Source organism: Corynebacterium poyangense (genome assembly GCF_014522205.1).
Classification (GTDB): Bacteria; Actinomycetota; Actinomycetes; order Mycobacteriales; family Mycobacteriaceae; genus Corynebacterium; species Corynebacterium poyangense.
This window is the reverse complement of sequence record NZ_CP046884.1, coordinates 899,621-916,503: the sequence shown is the minus strand read 5'-3', so window position 1 is coordinate 916,503 and position 16,883 is coordinate 899,621. Positions and strand designations below refer to the sequence as shown.

The window sequence follows — 16,883 nt, the reverse complement described above, 5'->3', positions numbered from 1 at the left end:
ATCCAGATGCGAAAGCTTGGGCCCTGGATCTGGAACCTAACCTACCGTTGCGGGGAAAGGCGCACTAGCGAAGGCTTGGGTGATGATCTGCCGAAATTCATCATCGGATGCTCTACCACTGAACAGCAAGCGGACATCCCCTAAGTCCACGGCCCACAAGTCATCAATATCATCGTCCTTGGCTCGAAGGATCCTTACTTCCCGTCCACCAATTGTGCGCGACGCTTCAGGCTCACGCAGATTACCGTCGAACCTTTCAGTAGCGGTAGGTAGGTCTACTCCGGTTTGAGTTAGCTGGATATAGCCTTGCTGTGCCGTTACCCAACCCACCACAGGGGCGGGGAACCCGGCGATGCTGCTTCGTCGCACACTATTAGGAATCCACCCGTCAGGCGGAGCTACATACCGAATCGGGAAATTCAGAGAACGAGACTCCAGCTCCAGCGTGGTCTTATCATCAACCGCCTGCACTGGCCCTTGTTCTGGAGTGTCCGGGTTAAAAGAGCACAGCCCGGTAAACGCTACCGAAGCCACCATCACCACACCCACTGCGGCAAGAGATAACACCATATCTCTGCCGTCTTGAAAAATACTCGGTTTTTCAGCCACGTTAGCAAGTATGTCATGTGCCCCCGTCACATCACGATCTACCCCAAACTGCCCTCATTCGGGTGTAAAAACAACACCTTCTTTCGGGACTAACTGGAACAATGGGAGTGGTGGCGGAAAACCCACCACCGCCCTCAGAATTTCTTGCATACCAGGAGGCTGGAATACAGATGAGTACAGACCACCGCGAAAGCCTCGACCGTAACTTGGCTATGGAGTTAGTCCGCGTCACCGAGGCAGCAGCACTAGCCTCTGGGCGCTGGGTCGGTCGCGGTCAAAAGGAATCCGGAGATGGTGCCGCGGTTGATGCGATGCGGCAGCTTATTAATTCGGTCAATATGGATGGCACTGTCATCATCGGTGAGGGGGAAAAAGATGAAGCCCCCATGCTGTTCAATGGTGAACAAGTTGGTACCGGTGATGGGCCGAAGGTCGATATTGCGGTGGACCCGGTTGATGGCACCACCTTGATGGCTGAGGGTCGCCCCAATGCCATTGCGGTGATTGCCGCAGCGGAGGCAGGAAGCATGTATGACCCTAAAGAGGTTTTTTATATGCGTAAGATCGCTGTTGGCCCGGAAGCAGCTGGGAAAATCGACATCGAAGCCCCCGTGGAACACAACATCAATGTGGTTGCGAAGGCTAAGGGAATTGATGCCTCTGACGTCACTGTTGTGGTCCTTGACCGGCCACGGCATCTAGATTTGATTAACCAGATCCGGCAAGCCGGAGCGAAAGTCCGCCTGATTTCCGACGGCGATGTGGCTGGTGCCGTTGCTGCCGCCCAGGACACTAATTCGGTGGACATCATGATGGGCGTTGGTGGCACCCCGGAGGGCATTATCACTGCGTGCGCTATGAAGTGCATGGAGGGCGAGATTCAAGGTGTTCTAGCGCCTAAGGATGATGAGGAAGCTGAGCGCGCTCGGGCAGCCGGGCATGATTTAGGGCGAGTGCTTACCACTAATGATCTAGTGGCGTCCAATAATTGCTATTTTGCTGCCACTGGGGTGACCAATGGTGACATGCTGCGTGGAGTTAGCTATCGCGCCAATGGAGCTACGACACGGTCTCTAGTGATGAGGTCCCGCTCTGGGACGGTTCGTTTCATTGAGTCCCGCCACATGCTGAGTAAGCTGCAGGAATACTCGGTCGTGGATTACACGCAGGGTGCACGACGCTAGAGAAACAATAAAAACGCCTAAGAAACCGCAACGTCTCTGGGCGTTTTCCGCCATACTTGACTTGGATTAACAACCGAAACTTCTGAAGGTGATGACCTAGATGACTGACCAGGAATACCGCATTGAACATGACACCATGGGTGAGGTCAAAGTCCCAGCACAAGCGCTGTGGCGGGCTCAAACCCAGCGGGCGGTAGAGAACTTCCCCATTTCAGGGCGTCCGCTAGAGCCTAATCAGATCCGCGCAATGGGTCTGCTCAAGGCGGCGTGTGCCCAAGTCAATAAGGACAAAGGTTTACTTGCTCCGGAGCAAGCCGATGCCATTATTGCGGCAGCGAAGGAAATCGCTGACGGTAAGCACTTCGGCGAGTTCCCTATCGACGTCTTCCAAACCGGGTCGGGCACGTCCTCAAATATGAACACCAACGAGGTTATTGCTTCCATCGCCAAAGCCAACGGTGTCGACGTTCACCCGAATGATCACGTCAATATGGGGCAGTCCTCTAATGACACGTTCCCCACCGCCACTCACGTTGCCGCTACTGAAGCAGCGGTCAAGGAGCTTATCCCCGGGTTGAAGGTTCTCCAGGAGTCTTTGGCTAAGAAGGCTGAAGAGTGGAAAGAAGTAGTCAAGTCCGGCCGCACTCACCTCATGGACGCTGTACCCGTGACCCTGGGCCAGGAATTTGCTGGATATGCGCGGCAAATTGAAGCCGGCATTGAAAGAGTTGAAGCTACCCTCCCCCGGCTTGGTGAACTTCCCATTGGTGGTACGGCCGTTGGTACTGGTCTGAATACTGACGCAGACTTCGGCGAGAAAGTTACCGCAGCACTACGTGAACTCACCGGCGTGGAGGAATTGCGCGAGGCTCGCAATCACTTTGAAGCCCAGGCCAACAGAGACGGCTTGGTGGAATTTTCCGGAGCTATGCGCACCATTGCCGTCTCCTTGAATAAGATCGCCAATGATATTCGCTGGATGGGTTCGGGCCCGCTAACTGGGTTAGGAGAAATCCACCTTCCGGATCTCCAACCGGGTTCCTCTATCATGCCGGGCAAAGTCAATCCGGTGCTGTGTGAAACCGCTACCCAGGTAGCGGCGCAGGTTATCGGTAACGATGCAGCTGTGGCTTTCGGTGGTGCTCAAGGCGCTTTTGAGCTCAACGTCTTCATTCCTATGATGGCCCGAAACGTCTTGGAATCGGCTGTGCTTCTCGCCAATACCGCGCGCGTCTTTGCCACTAAGTTAGTCGATGGCATTCAGCCAAATGTTGAGCGAATGAAGACCCTTGCCGAGTCTTCGCCATCGATCGTTACCCCGCTTAACTCCGCTATTGGCTATGAAAACGCCGCCAAGGTTGCCAAGACCGCTTTGAAAGAAGGCAAAACCATCCGACAAACGGTTATTGACCTTGGTTTCGTTGATGGTGACAAGCTCACCGAAGAAGAGCTAGACAAGCGTCTTGACGTGTTGGCCATGGCTAACACTGATCGAGACTAAATCCCCCCTTTCTTCCCCCGCTCAGCCTCCTTCCTGAAGGCCCTGAGCGGGACTTTTTCATGTTTCCTCTCATTTTTCTTTCAGCAACCTCATCTGCCGGTAATATCGTGAGGCATGTCACCACAGCTCAAAGCAGCGGCAGCCTCAGCAACTAGCCGTTCCACCCTCCTCGGCGCCATCTTCCTCATGTCCACCAGCGCCATTGGCCCTGGCTTTCTCACCCAAACAGCCACCTTCACCAACAAGCTCGGAGCAGCGTTCGCTTTCGCAATCCTTTGCTCCATCCTGATAGATATCGCCGTGCAACTGAATGTCTGGCGAGTCATTGGGATCTCAGGACAACGAGCCCAAGAACTAGGAAACTCGGTGATTCCAGGCCTTGGATGGTTACTCTCCATCCTCATCGGCATCGGCAGCGTGGTCTTTAATATCGGGAATATCGCCGGTGGCGGACTAGGCCTCAACGCCGTTTTCGGACTCGACCCTAAAGTGGGAGGCCTAATAACCGCGCTCATCGCAATCGCTGGCTTCCTTATTAAACGGCTCGGAGCAGCACTAGATAAGCTCGTAGTTCTCCTAGGAGCACTGATGATTCTCTTAACCGTGTTCATCGCTGTTCGCTCCCACCCTCCAGTGACTGAAGCTCTCCGAAACACCTTTTATCCAGACACCATTGATCTCATCGTCATCACCACCTTGGTGGGTGGCACAGTAGGCGGCTACATTACCTACGCGGGCGCTCACCGGATGCTGGAATCTGGACAAACTGGCCCGGAACATGCCACCACAGTATCCCGTTCCTCAGTGAGCGGCATCATCATCACTGGCGTCATGCGTGCCGTGCTATTCCTCGCTGTCTTAGGGGTAGTTGCCGGTGGAGTGAATTTGAGCGACGCATCAAACCCAGCTGGCAAGGCTTTCGAAGTTGCTGCCGGCACAATCGGCTTAAGAATATTCGGCGTCGTTCTTTTCTGCGCTGCCCTTAGCTCGGTCATTGGGTGCTCCTACACCTCAGCTAGTTTCCTTATCCCACACCGCCCGGAATACGCAACGAGGCAGAACTACGTCACCATCATTTTCATTCTGCTTTCCGGCATGTTCTTTTTAGTTATGGGCCAAGCTCCGGCAAAACTTTTAGTCTTTGCGGGCGCATTTAATGGGCTCGTTCTTCTCATCGGATTTACTCTTATTCTGTATATCGCAGCATTTCGCTCCAAAGATATTCTTCAAGGGTATCGCTATCCCCGCTGGCTGATTATTCTAGGAATTGCTGCCGTTATAGTCTGTTGGTTTTTGGCCTGGCGCTCCTTTGACGGTGTTTTTGCTCTTCTCAAATAAAACCCAGGTGACAGGTAATAAGGATTTTAGCGTGAACGATGTCAATCCAGCTTCACAAACAATTGACCTCAATAGCGACGTAGGCGAGGGTTTTGGGCGTTGGTCTATTGCCGATGATAACCAAATAATGCCCCTTATTAGTAGTGCAAACATTGCTTGTGGTTTCCATGCCGGTGACCCTGTAGTCATGATCGCCACGTGCAGCTCAGCTCACCGCCATGGAGTCAGGATTGGCGCTCACATTGGGTATCGAGATCTTCCAGGTTTTGGGCGTCGTTTTATTGATTATGATCCTCAAGATCTAAGAGCGGAAACAATTTATCAAATAGGGGCCATAACAGCTGCCGCTCATTCCATCGGCGCTGAAGTCACCTATGTCAAACCCCATGGTGCCTTATATAATCGCATGGCACATGATGAAGATCACGCTGCTGCCGTCATCGAGGGTATTCAGGCTACGAACCCCAGCTTGGCGTTGATGGTTCTTTCGGGCACCCCAGTCGTAGACCAAGCCCTCGAGGCTGGCCTTCACGTCATTCGGGAGGCCTTCGCTGATCGCGTCTACACCCCCGATGGCACCCTTAAATCCAGAAAATACCCTGATGCTGTTCACCACGATCCTGAGTTAGCCGCTGATCAAGCATTGCAGTTAGCCCTCGGACAACCGGTTCTCAGCTCAGCAGGAACACCCGTCTCTATTGATGCAGACTCAATTTGTGTCCATGGCGATAACGAGGCGGCCTTAGCCGTCGTTCGGCAAATTCACCAGCTTTTTCAGCACCATGGAATAGAGGTAGCCCATGCGCATTAGCCCTTGCGGAGACCGCGCTGTGATAGTCGATGTCAGCGATCCTTGTGGACATCCCAGCATCGTGGACGCCGTGTTAGCACTACATTCTGCTTTAAAATCCGACGCCCACCCAGGCATTATTGACCTCGTCCCCGCAGCCTGCACCCTTCTTATCCACCTTGACCCAGCTATCCTGTCCCCATCACAAGCTAGTGTTCTAGTTCAAGCCATCGGAATCCCTTCCCCTACATCTACCTCAACCCAGGCGCCCTATACCCACCGCATCCCAGTTGACTATTCCGGCCCAGATCTCACCGCGGTTGCCCAGCTACTAGGCTGCTCAGAAACCGACGTAGTTACCCGTCACACCACCTCTCTATGGAGAGTAGCTTTCGGAGGGTTTTCTCCTGGTTTTTTCTACCTCACTCTCGCCCAGGGCCCGGGTCTAGGCGATATTCCTCGGCGCAACACACCCCGAACCCTCATCCCCGGCGGATCAGTAGGACTAGCCGCTGAATTTTCCGCTATTTATCCTGGCGATTCACCCGGTGGCTGGCAAATTATCGGACATACTTCCACCACCATGTGGGATATCACCCAGCCGTCTCCAGCGCGTTTCACCGCCGGAGATTGTGTTCACTTCTACCCACAGGAGCGGTCATGACTTCTCCCTCCGCAGTTTTCCGCATTCATCACACCGGCCCCCAGATGCTCTACCAAGATCTCGGTAGACCAGGTCTAGCCAGTTTAGGAGTCAGTTCTTCCGGAAGTTTTGATCGTCTGTCCGCAGCACGGGCTAACCATGCCTTAGGTAATCACCCTTCAGCACCTGTAATTGAGATTCTTTCCGGAGGTTGTGAGCTAGAGGCTCTGTCTCCTACAAGCCTGGTAATTACCGGCACCGATGCCTCTGTTGCCATCCAACGTAGCCACGGAAGCGTTATTGACACCGCTACTAACACAATTATGGATGTGGCGACGGGAGATCGAATATTTCTTGATCATTCCAGCTATGGGATGCGCGCTTATCTGGGAATCCGTGGCGGGTTTGAGGTTCAACCTCAACTGTCCAGTTGTTCTTTTGACACCTTGTCACAGATAGGGCCACCTCCGCTCCAACCAGGCGATATTCTTCATCGTGGTACCGCGATAGCAGAGGAAGCCTGGTGGCCAGCCTTACGCACACTCCCGGTCCTGTGGAGAAGGGTTCCCACCGAGAAACTTAAAGTCATTCCTGGACCGCGAGAAGAGTGGTTTAGCCCTGAAGCACTTACTTTGTTCTACTCCCAGGCTTATACCGTGAGCTCGGAATCCAACCGGGTGGGATTGCGGCTACATGGTGAAAATCCCTTAAGACGACGTCGCACCTCAGAAATGATGAGCGAAGGCATGGTCAGAGGAAGCATCCAAATACCTCCAAATGGCCAACCGGTAGTTTTTGGCCCAGACTATCCGGTCACGGGGGGATATCCGGTCATTGCAGTGCTGACATCACGAGCGTGCGATCGCAGCGGACAATTATGTCCCGGTGACGTGGTGCAATTTGTTCGCACCTCGTGAGAGATTTCACATAGAAGTTTACCGAGGGGCGAATTTCACCGTGTGCATCTTTGCACTTAGTGCAAAATTGCACTAAGTTTATGTTCATGGCCGAATGTGAACCTTCCTTGCGTGAATCCAAGCGACAGGCCACTCGGGCTGCCATTGAAGATCAGGCGACGGCACTTGCCGAAAAGCATGGTGTCAACAACATTACGGTGGAAGATATTTGTTCTGCCGTGGGGATCTCAAAAAGGACCTTCTTTAACTACGTGGATTCGAAGGAAACCGCCGTTTTGGGGGCGCCACCGCGAGTTCCTAGTGAAGAGGAAAAAGCGGAGTTTCTTTCTGCTGAGCACTCCAATATTTTGGGTTCTTTAGTCAGGCTTACCTTTGAATTGGCAGTAACCGTAAGATTTGTCGCCCCGGAACAAAGAGCAACTATTTTGCGACGGCGGCGTCATATCCGCCAACAAGATCCCAATTTAGCTTTTCAACAACAGGCTGGGATGCATGTCGTTTCTCAAGCTCTTACAGAGTTGGTGACCGAATATCTTCAGCTCTATCCGGGGCGGCAGAAACTTGAAGCCAGCCCGAAACATGAAGCCATTACTTTAGTTTCCATTACTCTAGGCACCATTCAACTGGGGCATTACATCTGGCTAGAGCAAAATGATGGCAGTGATACTGCCTTGGAAAACTGTTGTCTCGCTGCTCTTTCTGAATTAAAGACCATTTTCAAGGACTTTCCCGATGACTACCAAAGTTTCTGAGTCTCCTAAGGACATAAATTCATCCACGGTGGAACGGGATCAACGCAGTCTCTATCTCATCATCGGCGCGTTGATGCTCACCATGTTGATGAGCTCCTTAGGGCAAACTATTTTCGCCGCCGCTCTACCGACCATCGTCGGCGATCTTGGCGGTGCTAATCACATGTCCTGGGTGATTACAGCTTTCTTGCTGGGACAGACCATCGCCATGCCACTGTTAGGAAAGTTAGGCGATCAGCTCGGCCGGAAATGGCTTTTCATCGGCGCTATCCTGCTTTTTATGGCGGGATCACTCTTAGGTGGCTTGTCCCAAAATATGATGATGCTTATCACCGCCCGAACCATGCAAGGAGTTGCCGGTGGTTCGCTGATGATTCTTTCTCAGGCCATTACCGCCGATGTCACTACCGCTCGCGAACGGGGCAAGTACATGGGCATTATGGGCTCAGTATTTGGTGTCTCTTCCGTACTCGGACCGGTATTAGGCGGTTGGTTCACCGACGGCCCAGGTTGGCGCTGGGGACTATGGCTCAATATTCCTCTTGGTTTCATAGCGGTTCTGGCTATCGTGCGTTTCCTTCGATTACCCTCGCGTCCTAAGAATCTCACGATCGACTGGCTTGGAACCTTAACTATGGCTATCGCCACCTCGTGTTTAGTTCTTTTTGTCACCTGGGGTGGCAATGAATATGAGTGGTCATCCCCGCTTATTATTTCCCTGATCATCGCCACTCTTATCTTTGCGGTCATTTTCATCGTGATTGAAAGTAAGGTTTCCAACCCCCTTATTCCGCTCATTTTGTTTAAGACCCGCAATTTCAACCTGACCTTATTAGCAGGGTTGGCCGTCGGGGTATTCATGTTCGGCACCTTGGCCTATATGCCCACCTACCTACAGATGGTTCATGGGATGACGCCCACCAAAGCTGGTCTCATGATGATTCCGATGATGCTGGGGTTAATGGGTACCTCCATCGTGGTAGGAAACCTGATTTCCCGAACTGGTCGCTACCGCTTCTACCCCATCATCGGCATGGTAATTACCGGCACAGGCTTAATTCTGATGAGCACCATGCATCCCGATACTCCGCTCCTAGTCGTAGGAATCTACTTCTTCGTCTTCGGATTTGGTCTGGGTTGTACCATGCAGGTTTTGGTTCTGATTGTCCAAAATTCTTTCCCGCTAGCTATGGTCGGGACTGCTACCGGAACAAATAATTTCTTCCGGCAAGTGGGTGGTTGCTTAGGATCAGCGCTAGTAGGCGGGTTATTTACCGGCAGGCTCACTGAACAACTGCAAAATAATCTTCCCATCGCTATCGCGCATAGTGGGCAGCAAGGCGCAGCATTTGCTCAAAACTTCAATCCTGATACGGGATTTTCTCGGCTCACTCCCACGGCTCTACACACCATGCCACAAGCAATTGCGGACGCTATTCAGCTATCCTATAACGATTCCCTCACCCCAGTATTCTTGCTACTTTGTCCGCTAGCTTTCGCCTCAGCTATTGTTCTTATCTTCATCCGCGAGAAGAAATTGAGTGATCGCCTAGAAACCATTACCCAGGACACCGACCGTGAACTTGCGAAAGAAGAAGAAACAGTAAGCCCAGTCAGTTAATGGTTACGGGGATAAGAAATTCCCCTACCCCTTCGGAGTTATCACAAAGTGACGGGGTGAATCGAAAATAAACGACTCACACGAAAGGTCCGGAGCGCTACTGCTCCGGACCTTTTGAGGATAACGGTGCCTTATACCCTATATCCGTGGAAGTAAGATCACCTAGCTAGTTGCCTTCTATACTTCGATATCAGGCTTGGGAAGTAATTTTTCATAAACATCGGTGTCACGCCACTGCCCCGCTAATTCCCCATAAGGCATTTTGGCGATATGACTGTACGTCGCTACTTTCTCAAAACCACGAGATTTATGAAGATTGGCGGACCCCTCATTCTCCGGGAAAATCCAGGAATGAATGGCCCATTTATCTAGTTCCTGACAAACCTCAATCAATTTATCAAGTAACGCTCCAGCTATGCCTCGTCCACGAGCGTCAGGATGAATATAGATGGAGTCTTCTACTACTCCGTGAAACACAGAGCGCGAGGAGATCGGTGCAGCCGATACCCACCCTAAAACCTGGTCGTCATCATCAGCTTCCACCGCCACAAACACGGTTTCCATGATTTTTGAATTACTAAATTGTTCCCAGGTGAGAGCTCGACGCTCAAAGGTTGCGTGCCCGGTGTCCAAACCACGTTCATAAATGGCTTGGACATGCGGGTAGTCTTCGCGACGAAGCGGACGGATCCTGAATGTCGATTCTGGCATGGGACAGATTGTTCATCATTACCCCACCAGAATGCAACCGGAGAGAAAAATTACTTGGTCTCGATGATGTCGTGGTAGTCAGCGAGCTTGCCGGTGTCGCTCACCCAATCAATCTTGCCCTTGGTGAATTCCTGAGTCCAGCCCTTATCGATGGTCTTTTCCGGGGACACAGGCTGTCCTAGCTCGGAATCATAGCCACCCTTGTGGAGCCAGGTTTCAGCGATTTTACCTTGGACCAGGACACCACCATTGTCCTCGGTATTGACAATGTAGCGGGTGTCAGAATACTCTACAATGTACTGCCAGTCCTTAGACCCCTTGGTCACGGAAATTGCCTCACCTAGCTGGTGTTCTTCAGCAGCAGTAGCCACAGCGGACGGAATTTCTACGTCACCTTGTGCAGAAGGCACGGAGGTCAGTTGAAGATCTCCAGCGCCCTTTGCGGCAGAGCTGGCGGATGCTCCTGCCTCTCCGGCAGCAGAGGTAGCAGAGCCAGCAGCATTTCCAGCAGCAGAGGTAGCGGAGGCTGCGGCATCTCCGGCTGCAGAAGTTGCCGAGGCAGCATTATCCTTTGCTTCCTGAGCGGAGCAAGCTACCAGGCCAGCACTCAAAGCAAGGGCTGCAGTTCCAGCAAGAATACGACGAGAGATGTGCATTGTTAACCTTTCTTGTGTCTGGAGTAAATCCTGCTTGTTATTATTCTTATTAATTCCGCTTTATGCCAATTTTGAGGCCGGCCGTTAGCAAACTGTTAACATGCAGTGATCATCCCTTATCCCGCAGGTCAAAGGCATAGTCCATAACTTCTTTCAGAGTTATCTTCGGCCGCGCTTACCCTTTCGTCCTTTTCCTTTCTGCATGCTGGACGTCCGATACCCCTCTCGTCGTTGACGCCGACGCTGCTTATCCAACGTTTTCTCACGAGCACTCTTTTTCGGTTTTCTCCCGCTTGCCCCCTCCTGGCGACTACTACTAGGACGCCTACCTTTCATAATGCCCACTAAATCCTGGATATCGGGGGCGTCTCTGTCTTTCCACCACACCAAAGCCACTCGAGTCGCTGGCCACGACGGAGCGCAGAATTCCAGGTCCACAATCTTTTTCCCCGACAATAGTTGCAGTACTGGACGAGGACCAAGGACAACCCCCACATTCGCAGCGACTATCTGGAGACCCGTACGGATTGCCCCGATATCAACTGGTTGTCCAGAAACCGGCTGATAATGGCAGATCTCATCTGCAATATCGTGATCTGTGACAGCCACTGCTGCTTCCCCGAAAACACTATCCTTCGGGACGGCTACCCCGGGTTGCTCTTCATAAAGCTCGACGACGAAACACTCGTCCTGGTTAATCCTAGAATCAGGGAGACGACACAACACCGCGTCGACCTTTCGCTGTGTCAACAGTACGAGGGGGTCATCGTCACTGTGATAACTCAATGGACCATGACTGGTCCGATCACGATAGCGTCGGACCCATTTATCCGGCTGAGTACCGGTGACGAAAGCTAGGGACAGCATGTTTTGCATGCTACCGTGACTAGGGTGAGTGAAGAATTACGACGCCAACCTTCAGGCTCAGCGATGAAACCTCAGACTGCTGCCAAGAAACTGGGGGTTTATTTGCCTGCTACACCGGAAGAGTTTCAAAACTCCGCTATTACCCATGCTGAGTTTCGAGAATTACATACTAATCCTCCGCAGTGGCTGAAAGATTTAAGGCTCCACGGTCCCCATCCGCGCCCAGAAGTGGCCCGAAAATTAGGAATCACGGTGAGCGCGTTGAAACGTAATGGTATGGATCAACCCCTGACCACTGAGGAAATCAAAGCTCTCCTTGCTGATCAACCAGAGTGGTTACGTCAAGCCCGAACCTCCCTGGCGCAACAGCGTGATCCAGAATCTCACCAGGAATAATGGAGTTCTTCCCCATCATTGAATTCCCAATCCGCCCGGAATTTATCCCGAATATCAATGTGGACATCTAAAAATCCTTCCGGAGCTGAGAGGCGGTAGGAAATAGACTCATTGTCTTTATCTTTCACCTCCACAGATGCGGTGCTCAACCAAGAATGCCGCCGTCGGAGCGCAATGAGATCATGATAAACTTGCCATAGCCATTGGCCCTCCTGGGCTAAGTGCTCTGGGTAATCCGGCAACGCCGGGCGGATAGGGTCATCAGCCCCAAAACCCTCCCCCTTAAGTCCTCGGAAGGCTTGTTCATCCCCGTAGTAGATACTTGGGCAACCGGGCAAAGAAAAGAGAATGCTGGCTGCTAGAGCAGCACCGCCGTCGCCGACGATGCTGGCTATCCGATCGACATCATGGTTACCAACGAAAATATTGAGAATAGCTTGTTGACTAAAATCATGATGCCGTTCCAGGGCGTGAGCAAGTTCCCAGAAATTGCGGTCTTTAATTGAACTCCATATTGCCTTCCAGAGTTCATACTGAGTAGCCGAATCCAAATGCCCTTGGTGAATAAGCTCGATGTAGTCCCCGTGGATCATTTCCCCAAGAAAAACCGCGTGCGGATACTGTTGGCGCACCCGATCTACTACTGCGGCCCAAAATTCTCGCGGCACTGCATAGGCTACATCGAGGCGCCAACCGTCGATACCTCGTTGTAGCCAATATTCCATGATCTCAGCAACGAAATCTTCAGTGCGTGGATCTTGGTGATTTAATTCCACCAACTCATCGTGGCCCTCCCAACCCACCGGGTTTCCCGAGTCATCACGCTTAATGGGGCCATCGTAGTTGACCATGGGGTGAGAGGCAGCAACATGGTTAAAAACACCATCGAGTATCAACCGGACACCTCGTCGGTGGCATTGAGATATTAAAGAATCAATGTCGTGATCGGTGCCAAGGCGCGGGTCAATACGATAGTGATCCGTCGTGTCATAACCATGAGACACGGAGTCAAAGATGGGCCCTAAAAGCAGAGTGTCACACCCCAGGTTGACCAGGTAATCCAGCCAGTGCTCTAAGCGTGCCAGAGTTAAAGCCTGGCTTGAATTTTCACCTGAGCGCTCTGGCTGTGAAGAACCAGTGGGCTGATTGTCCGCAGCGGCCTTCAGTTGCCGAAGATCAGCGCTGAGGGGATATACCTGCCAAATGATGGAATGTTGAAGAAAGCTCACGCCCCCACTTTAATCAGTGAAGCGGCCACTGTTCGAGTCCCTCATAAAGCGGATACTGTTCAGCCAATGCCGACACTCGCTGACGCAGTGCTGTCACATCAGCTGAGCCTTGTGCTCCGCCCACGAGAGCACTGGCAATGATGTCAGCCACTTCGCTAAAGGCAGCTGCATCAAAACCACGGGTAGCAAGAGCCGGGGTACCAATCCGCAGTCCAGATCCCACCATCGGTGGACGAGGATCAAATGGCACCGTGTTGCGGTTAACAGTTATCCCCACCTCGTGAAGGAGGTCTTCACCTTGCTGTCCGTCTAAGGCGGAATTTCGTAGATCCACCATCACCAAGTGAACATCCGTTCCCCCGGTCAAAACGCTAATTCCGGTGTCTGCAACATCGGTATGAGTGAGGCGATCTGCCAGTATTCGTGCACCTTCGAGAGTCCGAGCTTGACGATCCTTAAAATCATCGGTAGCTGCAATCTTAAGGGCTACTGCTTTAGCCGCAATTGCGTGCATCAACGGCCCGCCTTGCTGCCCAGGGAATACCGCTGAATTAAGTTTCTTGGCGTATTCTTGCCGCGCCAGGATCATCCCGGACCTCGGCCCACCTAAGGTCTTGTGAACCGTCGTGGACACTACATCAGCATGGGGGATAGGGCTTGGGTGCAAATCTGCGGCTACTAAGCCAGCGAAGTGCGCCATGTCAACCCATAATTTGGCACCGACCTCATCGGCAATGGAGCGAAACGCTTCAAAATCCAGATGCCGCGGGTAGGCTGACCACCCAGCAATAAGGACGGTCGGGCGTTCTTTGAGTGCTTGTTCCCGAACCTGGTCCATATCCAGGCGCATCGTGGTTTCATCTACCCCGTATGCCACTACCTGGTAGAGCTTCCCGGAGAAATTGAGCTTCATTCCGTGGGTGAGGTGTCCACCATGGTCTAAGGACAGGCCCATGATCTTGTCACCGGCGTTTGCGAGAGCGTGGAGGACGGCGGCGTTGGCTTGGGCTCCGGAATGGGGTTGAACATTCGCGAATTCCGCACCAAAAAGCTCTTTTGCCCGATCCCGAGCCAAGTCTTCGATGATATCGACGTTTTCGCAGCCCCCGTAATAGCGGCGGCCTGGGTACCCTTCGGCATATTTATTGGTCAGCACAGAACCCTGGGCTTGGAGGACAGCACGCGGCACGAAATTCTCCGAGGCGATCATTTCCAAGGTATCTCGTTGACGTGCCAATTCCCCATCGATGGCCTGCGCCACCTCGGGGTCTAACTGGACTAAGGGTTGATTTCTTACATCCGTGCTGGTGGACTGCTCCGGCATTCTATTTCTTTCTTCCTGAGAGTGCATTTTGGGTATGTGTGATCATACCCGGTTGTCCTCTCCTTCAAGACAGCTGCCACAATAGGAGAATGGCGCGATCCTCAGAATCTACCCCTTACCTTGACTTTGATCGGGCATCGTGGCGTCGGCTACGCCAGTCTATGCCCCAGGTTCTCACTGAGGAAGAGGTCTACGAACTCCGCGGGATCGGAGAAAACATCAATTTGGAAGAGGTATCCGACGTCTATCTGCCGCTCAGTCGTCTGATTCACCTCCGGGTAGCAGCCCACCAGCAGTTGAATGAAACAACTGAGACCTTCCTTGGTTCCCCTACTGGACGGGTCCCTTTTATCATCGGCATCGCCGGCTCAGTAGCTGTTGGGAAATCAACCACCGCTCGCTTATTGCAAGTGCTACTTCAACGTTGGGAGTCCCACCCTCGGGTTGATTTAGTAACCACCGACGGGTTTCTCTACCCCACCGCTGAATTGAATCGGCGCGGGATTATGAAACGTAAAGGATTCCCGGAATCTTATGACCAGCGAGCCCTCTTACGATTTATCACTGAAGTGAAATCTGGAAAACCAGAAGCCCAAGCTCCGGTCTATTCCCACACCCGATATGATCGTTTGCCCGATACGGTACAAACCATTCGCCAGCCTGATATTTTAATTTTGGAGGGCCTCAATGTTTTACAGACTGGGCCAACCCTCATGGTTTCCGATTTATTCGATTTTTCGGTGTATGTTGACGCTAAAACCGCGGATATCGAACGATGGTATATTGATCGTTTCTTAAAACTCCGGAATACTGCGTTCCGGGAACCAGACGCTCATTTCGCTCACTACGCAGACCTGGAAGACACCATAGCTACGATGGAAGCCAGAGAAATTTGGCAATCCATAAACTTACCGAACCTGGTGGAAAATATATTGCCTACGCGAGTTCGGGCATCACTGGTATTAAGAAAGGGTTCCGATCATCTAGTACAAAAAGTTAGGATGCGGAAAATCTAGCCGAAGTTACTGTCATACCACTCTACAATTGGGGCTAATTCTGCGTAATCCGTATGGTCTACATCCTTTCCGAAACCGGCAATCATAGCTTTTTCATTGTCAGTACGGTATGGTTTAGCCTTTAACGCACTAATTATACCCGTCATCATTATTCGGTGCTTAGCGGATAACTCTGAATATAACAATCGACCCGGAAGATAAAACCGAGCTACATTCTGCGCAAGTTCGCCTAAACTCCGAGCCATTTTATCCTTCTGACGAGCTTCAGTTAACAAGGTCATTCCCACACAGGCGATTGCTACTGGACGGAGGGTGACCAGCTCAGGATGGCGTCGGACAAAATCTATCGCGGGCATTGTCGGCCCATGAATGGCACTAAAAATCACGATGGGACTGCCATCAGATCTCTGAGTGAGTTGCTGGGGATGCAGGTGGGACAGAGGCAACACCTCAGCATCAATCCGGCGGGCAAATTCAGCAGCATAATCTCGTGTAGACCCGTACCACGAATGATGAAGGACTAATGACATGGGGGCTACTTTCCGAATCTGCGAGAACGACCACTATATTCCCGTAACGCACGAAGAAAATCTATCCGACGAAAAGCCGGCCAATAGGTATCGGTAAACCAAATTTCTGAATAGGCTGCCTGCCATATTAAAAACCCGGACAGACGTTGTTCTCCCGAGGTGCGAATAACTAAATCCGGATCAGGTTGACCGCGGGTATATAGGTGGGCAGAAATAGAATCCACGGTGATTTTTTCGGCTAAATCATGAATATCGGTCCCCGATGCTACTTCTTCGTCAATGACGGCATGGACCGCGTCAACGATTTCTTTCCGCCCCCCATAGCCAACAGCTACATTTACCGCAACACCCGTGTTGTTCTCTGTGTTAGAAATTTCAGATTGGAGTCGGGTGCTAATCTTCTCGGGCAATAAGGATAAATCGCCTACTAGTCGGACCCGACAGTTATTCTCACCGCTTACTAATTCCGATACCACATCTACGATGATGTCGAAAAGCAGGCTAAGCTCAGCGGATTCGCGGCGAAGATTCTCCGTCGATAGCAAATAGAGAGTGACTAACTCAACATCAGTTTCATGGCACCACTCCACCAGTTCAGCTATCTTCCGGGCACCGACCCGGTGACCATGGCTGACATCATCAAAGCCAGCTTCTCTTGCCCAACGCCGGTTGCCATCGCACATGACCGCAACGTGACGGGGTTGCCGGGCACCACGCAGCTCTCGGCGTAGACGCGCTTCATAAAGCGGGTAGAGCAAACGGGAAAGTAACCTCACAGTGGTTCAGTTTAGCTTCCTAG

18 protein-coding genes are annotated in these 16,883 nt (G+C 52.0%); 10 read left to right on the top strand and 8 right to left on the bottom strand.

Annotation, left to right across the window (positions count from 1 at the left end; genetic code table 11):
• Nucleotides 1-36: 36 nt before the first annotated feature.
• Nucleotides 37-609, bottom strand: coding sequence for a DUF4245 domain-containing protein (locus GP475_RS04345; RefSeq protein WP_262485234.1), 573 nt, complete (start codon nucleotides 607-609; stop codon nucleotides 37-39).
• A gap of 170 nt (nucleotides 610-779) precedes the next feature.
• Here GP475_RS04345 and glpX point away from each other — a divergent pair, with 170 nt between their 5' ends.
• The 8 genes from glpX (at nucleotide 780) to GP475_RS04305 (ending at nucleotide 9,355) form a co-directional block, all read left to right on the top strand.
• Entirely contained in the window at nucleotides 780-1,793 is a 1,014-nt protein-coding gene (gene glpX / locus GP475_RS04340; protein ID WP_187975415.1) for a class II fructose-bisphosphatase, read from the top strand.
• Nucleotides 1,794-1,893: 100 nt separating this feature from the next.
• The gene (locus GP475_RS04335) at nucleotides 1,894-3,294 is read left to right on the top strand and encodes a class II fumarate hydratase (protein ID WP_187975414.1); all 1,401 of its coding nucleotides are present in this window, start codon (nucleotides 1,894-1,896) and stop codon (nucleotides 3,292-3,294) included.
• Nucleotides 3,295-3,408: 114 nt separating this feature from the next.
• Nucleotides 3,409-4,632, top strand: coding sequence for an NRAMP family divalent metal transporter (locus GP475_RS04330; RefSeq protein WP_223144679.1), 1,224 nt, complete (start codon nucleotides 3,409-3,411; stop codon nucleotides 4,630-4,632).
• A gap of 31 nt (nucleotides 4,633-4,663) precedes the next feature.
• Entirely contained in the window at nucleotides 4,664-5,443 is a 780-nt protein-coding gene (locus GP475_RS04325; protein ID WP_187975413.1) for a LamB/YcsF family protein, read from the top strand.
• The gene (locus GP475_RS04320; RefSeq protein WP_187975412.1) at nucleotides 5,433-6,086 is read left to right on the top strand and encodes a 5-oxoprolinase subunit B family protein; all 654 of its coding nucleotides are present in this window, start codon (nucleotides 5,433-5,435) and stop codon (nucleotides 6,084-6,086) included. The genes GP475_RS04325 and GP475_RS04320 overlap by 11 nt, the downstream gene beginning before the upstream one ends.
• The gene (locus GP475_RS04315; RefSeq protein ID WP_187975411.1) at nucleotides 6,083-6,982 is read left to right on the top strand and encodes a 5-oxoprolinase subunit C family protein; all 900 of its coding nucleotides are present in this window, start codon (nucleotides 6,083-6,085) and stop codon (nucleotides 6,980-6,982) included. Before GP475_RS04320 ends, GP475_RS04315 begins: the two co-directional genes overlap by 4 nt.
• 86 nt (nucleotides 6,983-7,068) lie before the next feature.
• The gene (locus tag GP475_RS04310; protein ID WP_187975410.1) at nucleotides 7,069-7,734 is read left to right on the top strand and encodes a TetR/AcrR family transcriptional regulator; all 666 of its coding nucleotides are present in this window, start codon (nucleotides 7,069-7,071) and stop codon (nucleotides 7,732-7,734) included.
• Nucleotides 7,715-9,355 carry an MDR family MFS transporter gene (locus GP475_RS04305; RefSeq protein WP_187975409.1) on the top strand — a complete coding sequence of 547 codons (1,641 nt, stop codon included), beginning with the start codon at nucleotides 7,715-7,717 and terminating at the stop codon, nucleotides 9,353-9,355. The genes GP475_RS04310 and GP475_RS04305 overlap by 20 nt, the downstream gene beginning before the upstream one ends.
• Nucleotides 9,356-9,532: 177 nt before the next feature.
• Here GP475_RS04305 and GP475_RS04300 read toward each other — a convergent pair whose 3' ends face one another.
• The 3 genes from GP475_RS04300 to GP475_RS04290 form a co-directional block, all read right to left on the bottom strand.
• Nucleotides 9,533-10,066, bottom strand: a complete 534-nt coding sequence (locus GP475_RS04300; RefSeq protein WP_187975408.1) for a GNAT family N-acetyltransferase — start codon at nucleotides 10,064-10,066, stop codon at nucleotides 9,533-9,535.
• Between the two features lie 50 nt (nucleotides 10,067-10,116).
• Nucleotides 10,117-10,722 carry an LGFP repeat-containing protein gene (locus tag GP475_RS04295; RefSeq protein WP_187975407.1) on the bottom strand — a complete coding sequence of 202 codons (606 nt, stop codon included), beginning with the start codon at nucleotides 10,720-10,722 and terminating at the stop codon, nucleotides 10,117-10,119.
• 159 nt (nucleotides 10,723-10,881) lie between these two features.
• A complete protein-coding gene (locus GP475_RS04290; protein ID WP_187975406.1) occupies nucleotides 10,882-11,589 on the bottom strand; it encodes a LysR family transcriptional regulator substrate-binding protein in 708 nt (235 codons plus the stop codon).
• Nucleotides 11,590-11,652: 63 nt separating this feature from the next.
• Between GP475_RS04290 and GP475_RS04285 the strand changes: the two genes are divergently transcribed.
• A complete protein-coding gene (locus GP475_RS04285) occupies nucleotides 11,653-11,985 on the top strand; it encodes a DUF5997 family protein (RefSeq protein WP_223144687.1) in 333 nt (110 codons plus the stop codon).
• Here GP475_RS04285 and GP475_RS04280 read toward each other — a convergent pair.
• Nucleotides 11,973-13,214 (bottom strand): alpha-amylase family glycosyl hydrolase, encoded by a 1,242-nt coding sequence (locus tag GP475_RS04280; RefSeq protein WP_187975404.1) that lies wholly within the window; start codon nucleotides 13,212-13,214, stop codon nucleotides 11,973-11,975. The two genes, GP475_RS04285 and GP475_RS04280, sit on opposite strands and share 13 nt — an antisense overlap.
• 13 nt (nucleotides 13,215-13,227) lie before the next feature.
• Complete coding sequence (gene glyA, locus GP475_RS04275) at nucleotides 13,228-14,538, bottom strand: serine hydroxymethyltransferase (RefSeq protein WP_187975403.1); 1,311 nt, start codon at nucleotides 14,536-14,538, stop codon at nucleotides 13,228-13,230.
• An 89-nt stretch (nucleotides 14,539-14,627) separates the two neighbouring features.
• On the opposite strand from glyA, the gene coaA reads away from it, so the two are divergent.
• A complete protein-coding gene (coaA, locus tag GP475_RS04270; RefSeq protein ID WP_187975402.1) occupies nucleotides 14,628-15,554 on the top strand; it encodes a type I pantothenate kinase in 927 nt (308 codons plus the stop codon).
• Here the strand turns inward: coaA and GP475_RS04265 are convergent.
• Both GP475_RS04265 and GP475_RS04260 read right to left on the bottom strand, forming a co-directional pair.
• Nucleotides 15,551-16,084: a flavodoxin domain-containing protein gene (locus GP475_RS04265; RefSeq protein WP_187975401.1), complete on the bottom strand. Its 534-nt coding sequence runs from the start codon at nucleotides 16,082-16,084 to the stop codon at nucleotides 15,551-15,553. The two genes, coaA and GP475_RS04265, sit on opposite strands and share 4 nt — an antisense overlap.
• Before the next feature lie 5 nt (nucleotides 16,085-16,089).
• Complete coding sequence (locus GP475_RS04260; protein ID WP_187975400.1) at nucleotides 16,090-16,860, bottom strand: isoprenyl transferase; 771 nt, start codon at nucleotides 16,858-16,860, stop codon at nucleotides 16,090-16,092.
• Nucleotides 16,861-16,883 lie beyond the last annotated feature (23 nt).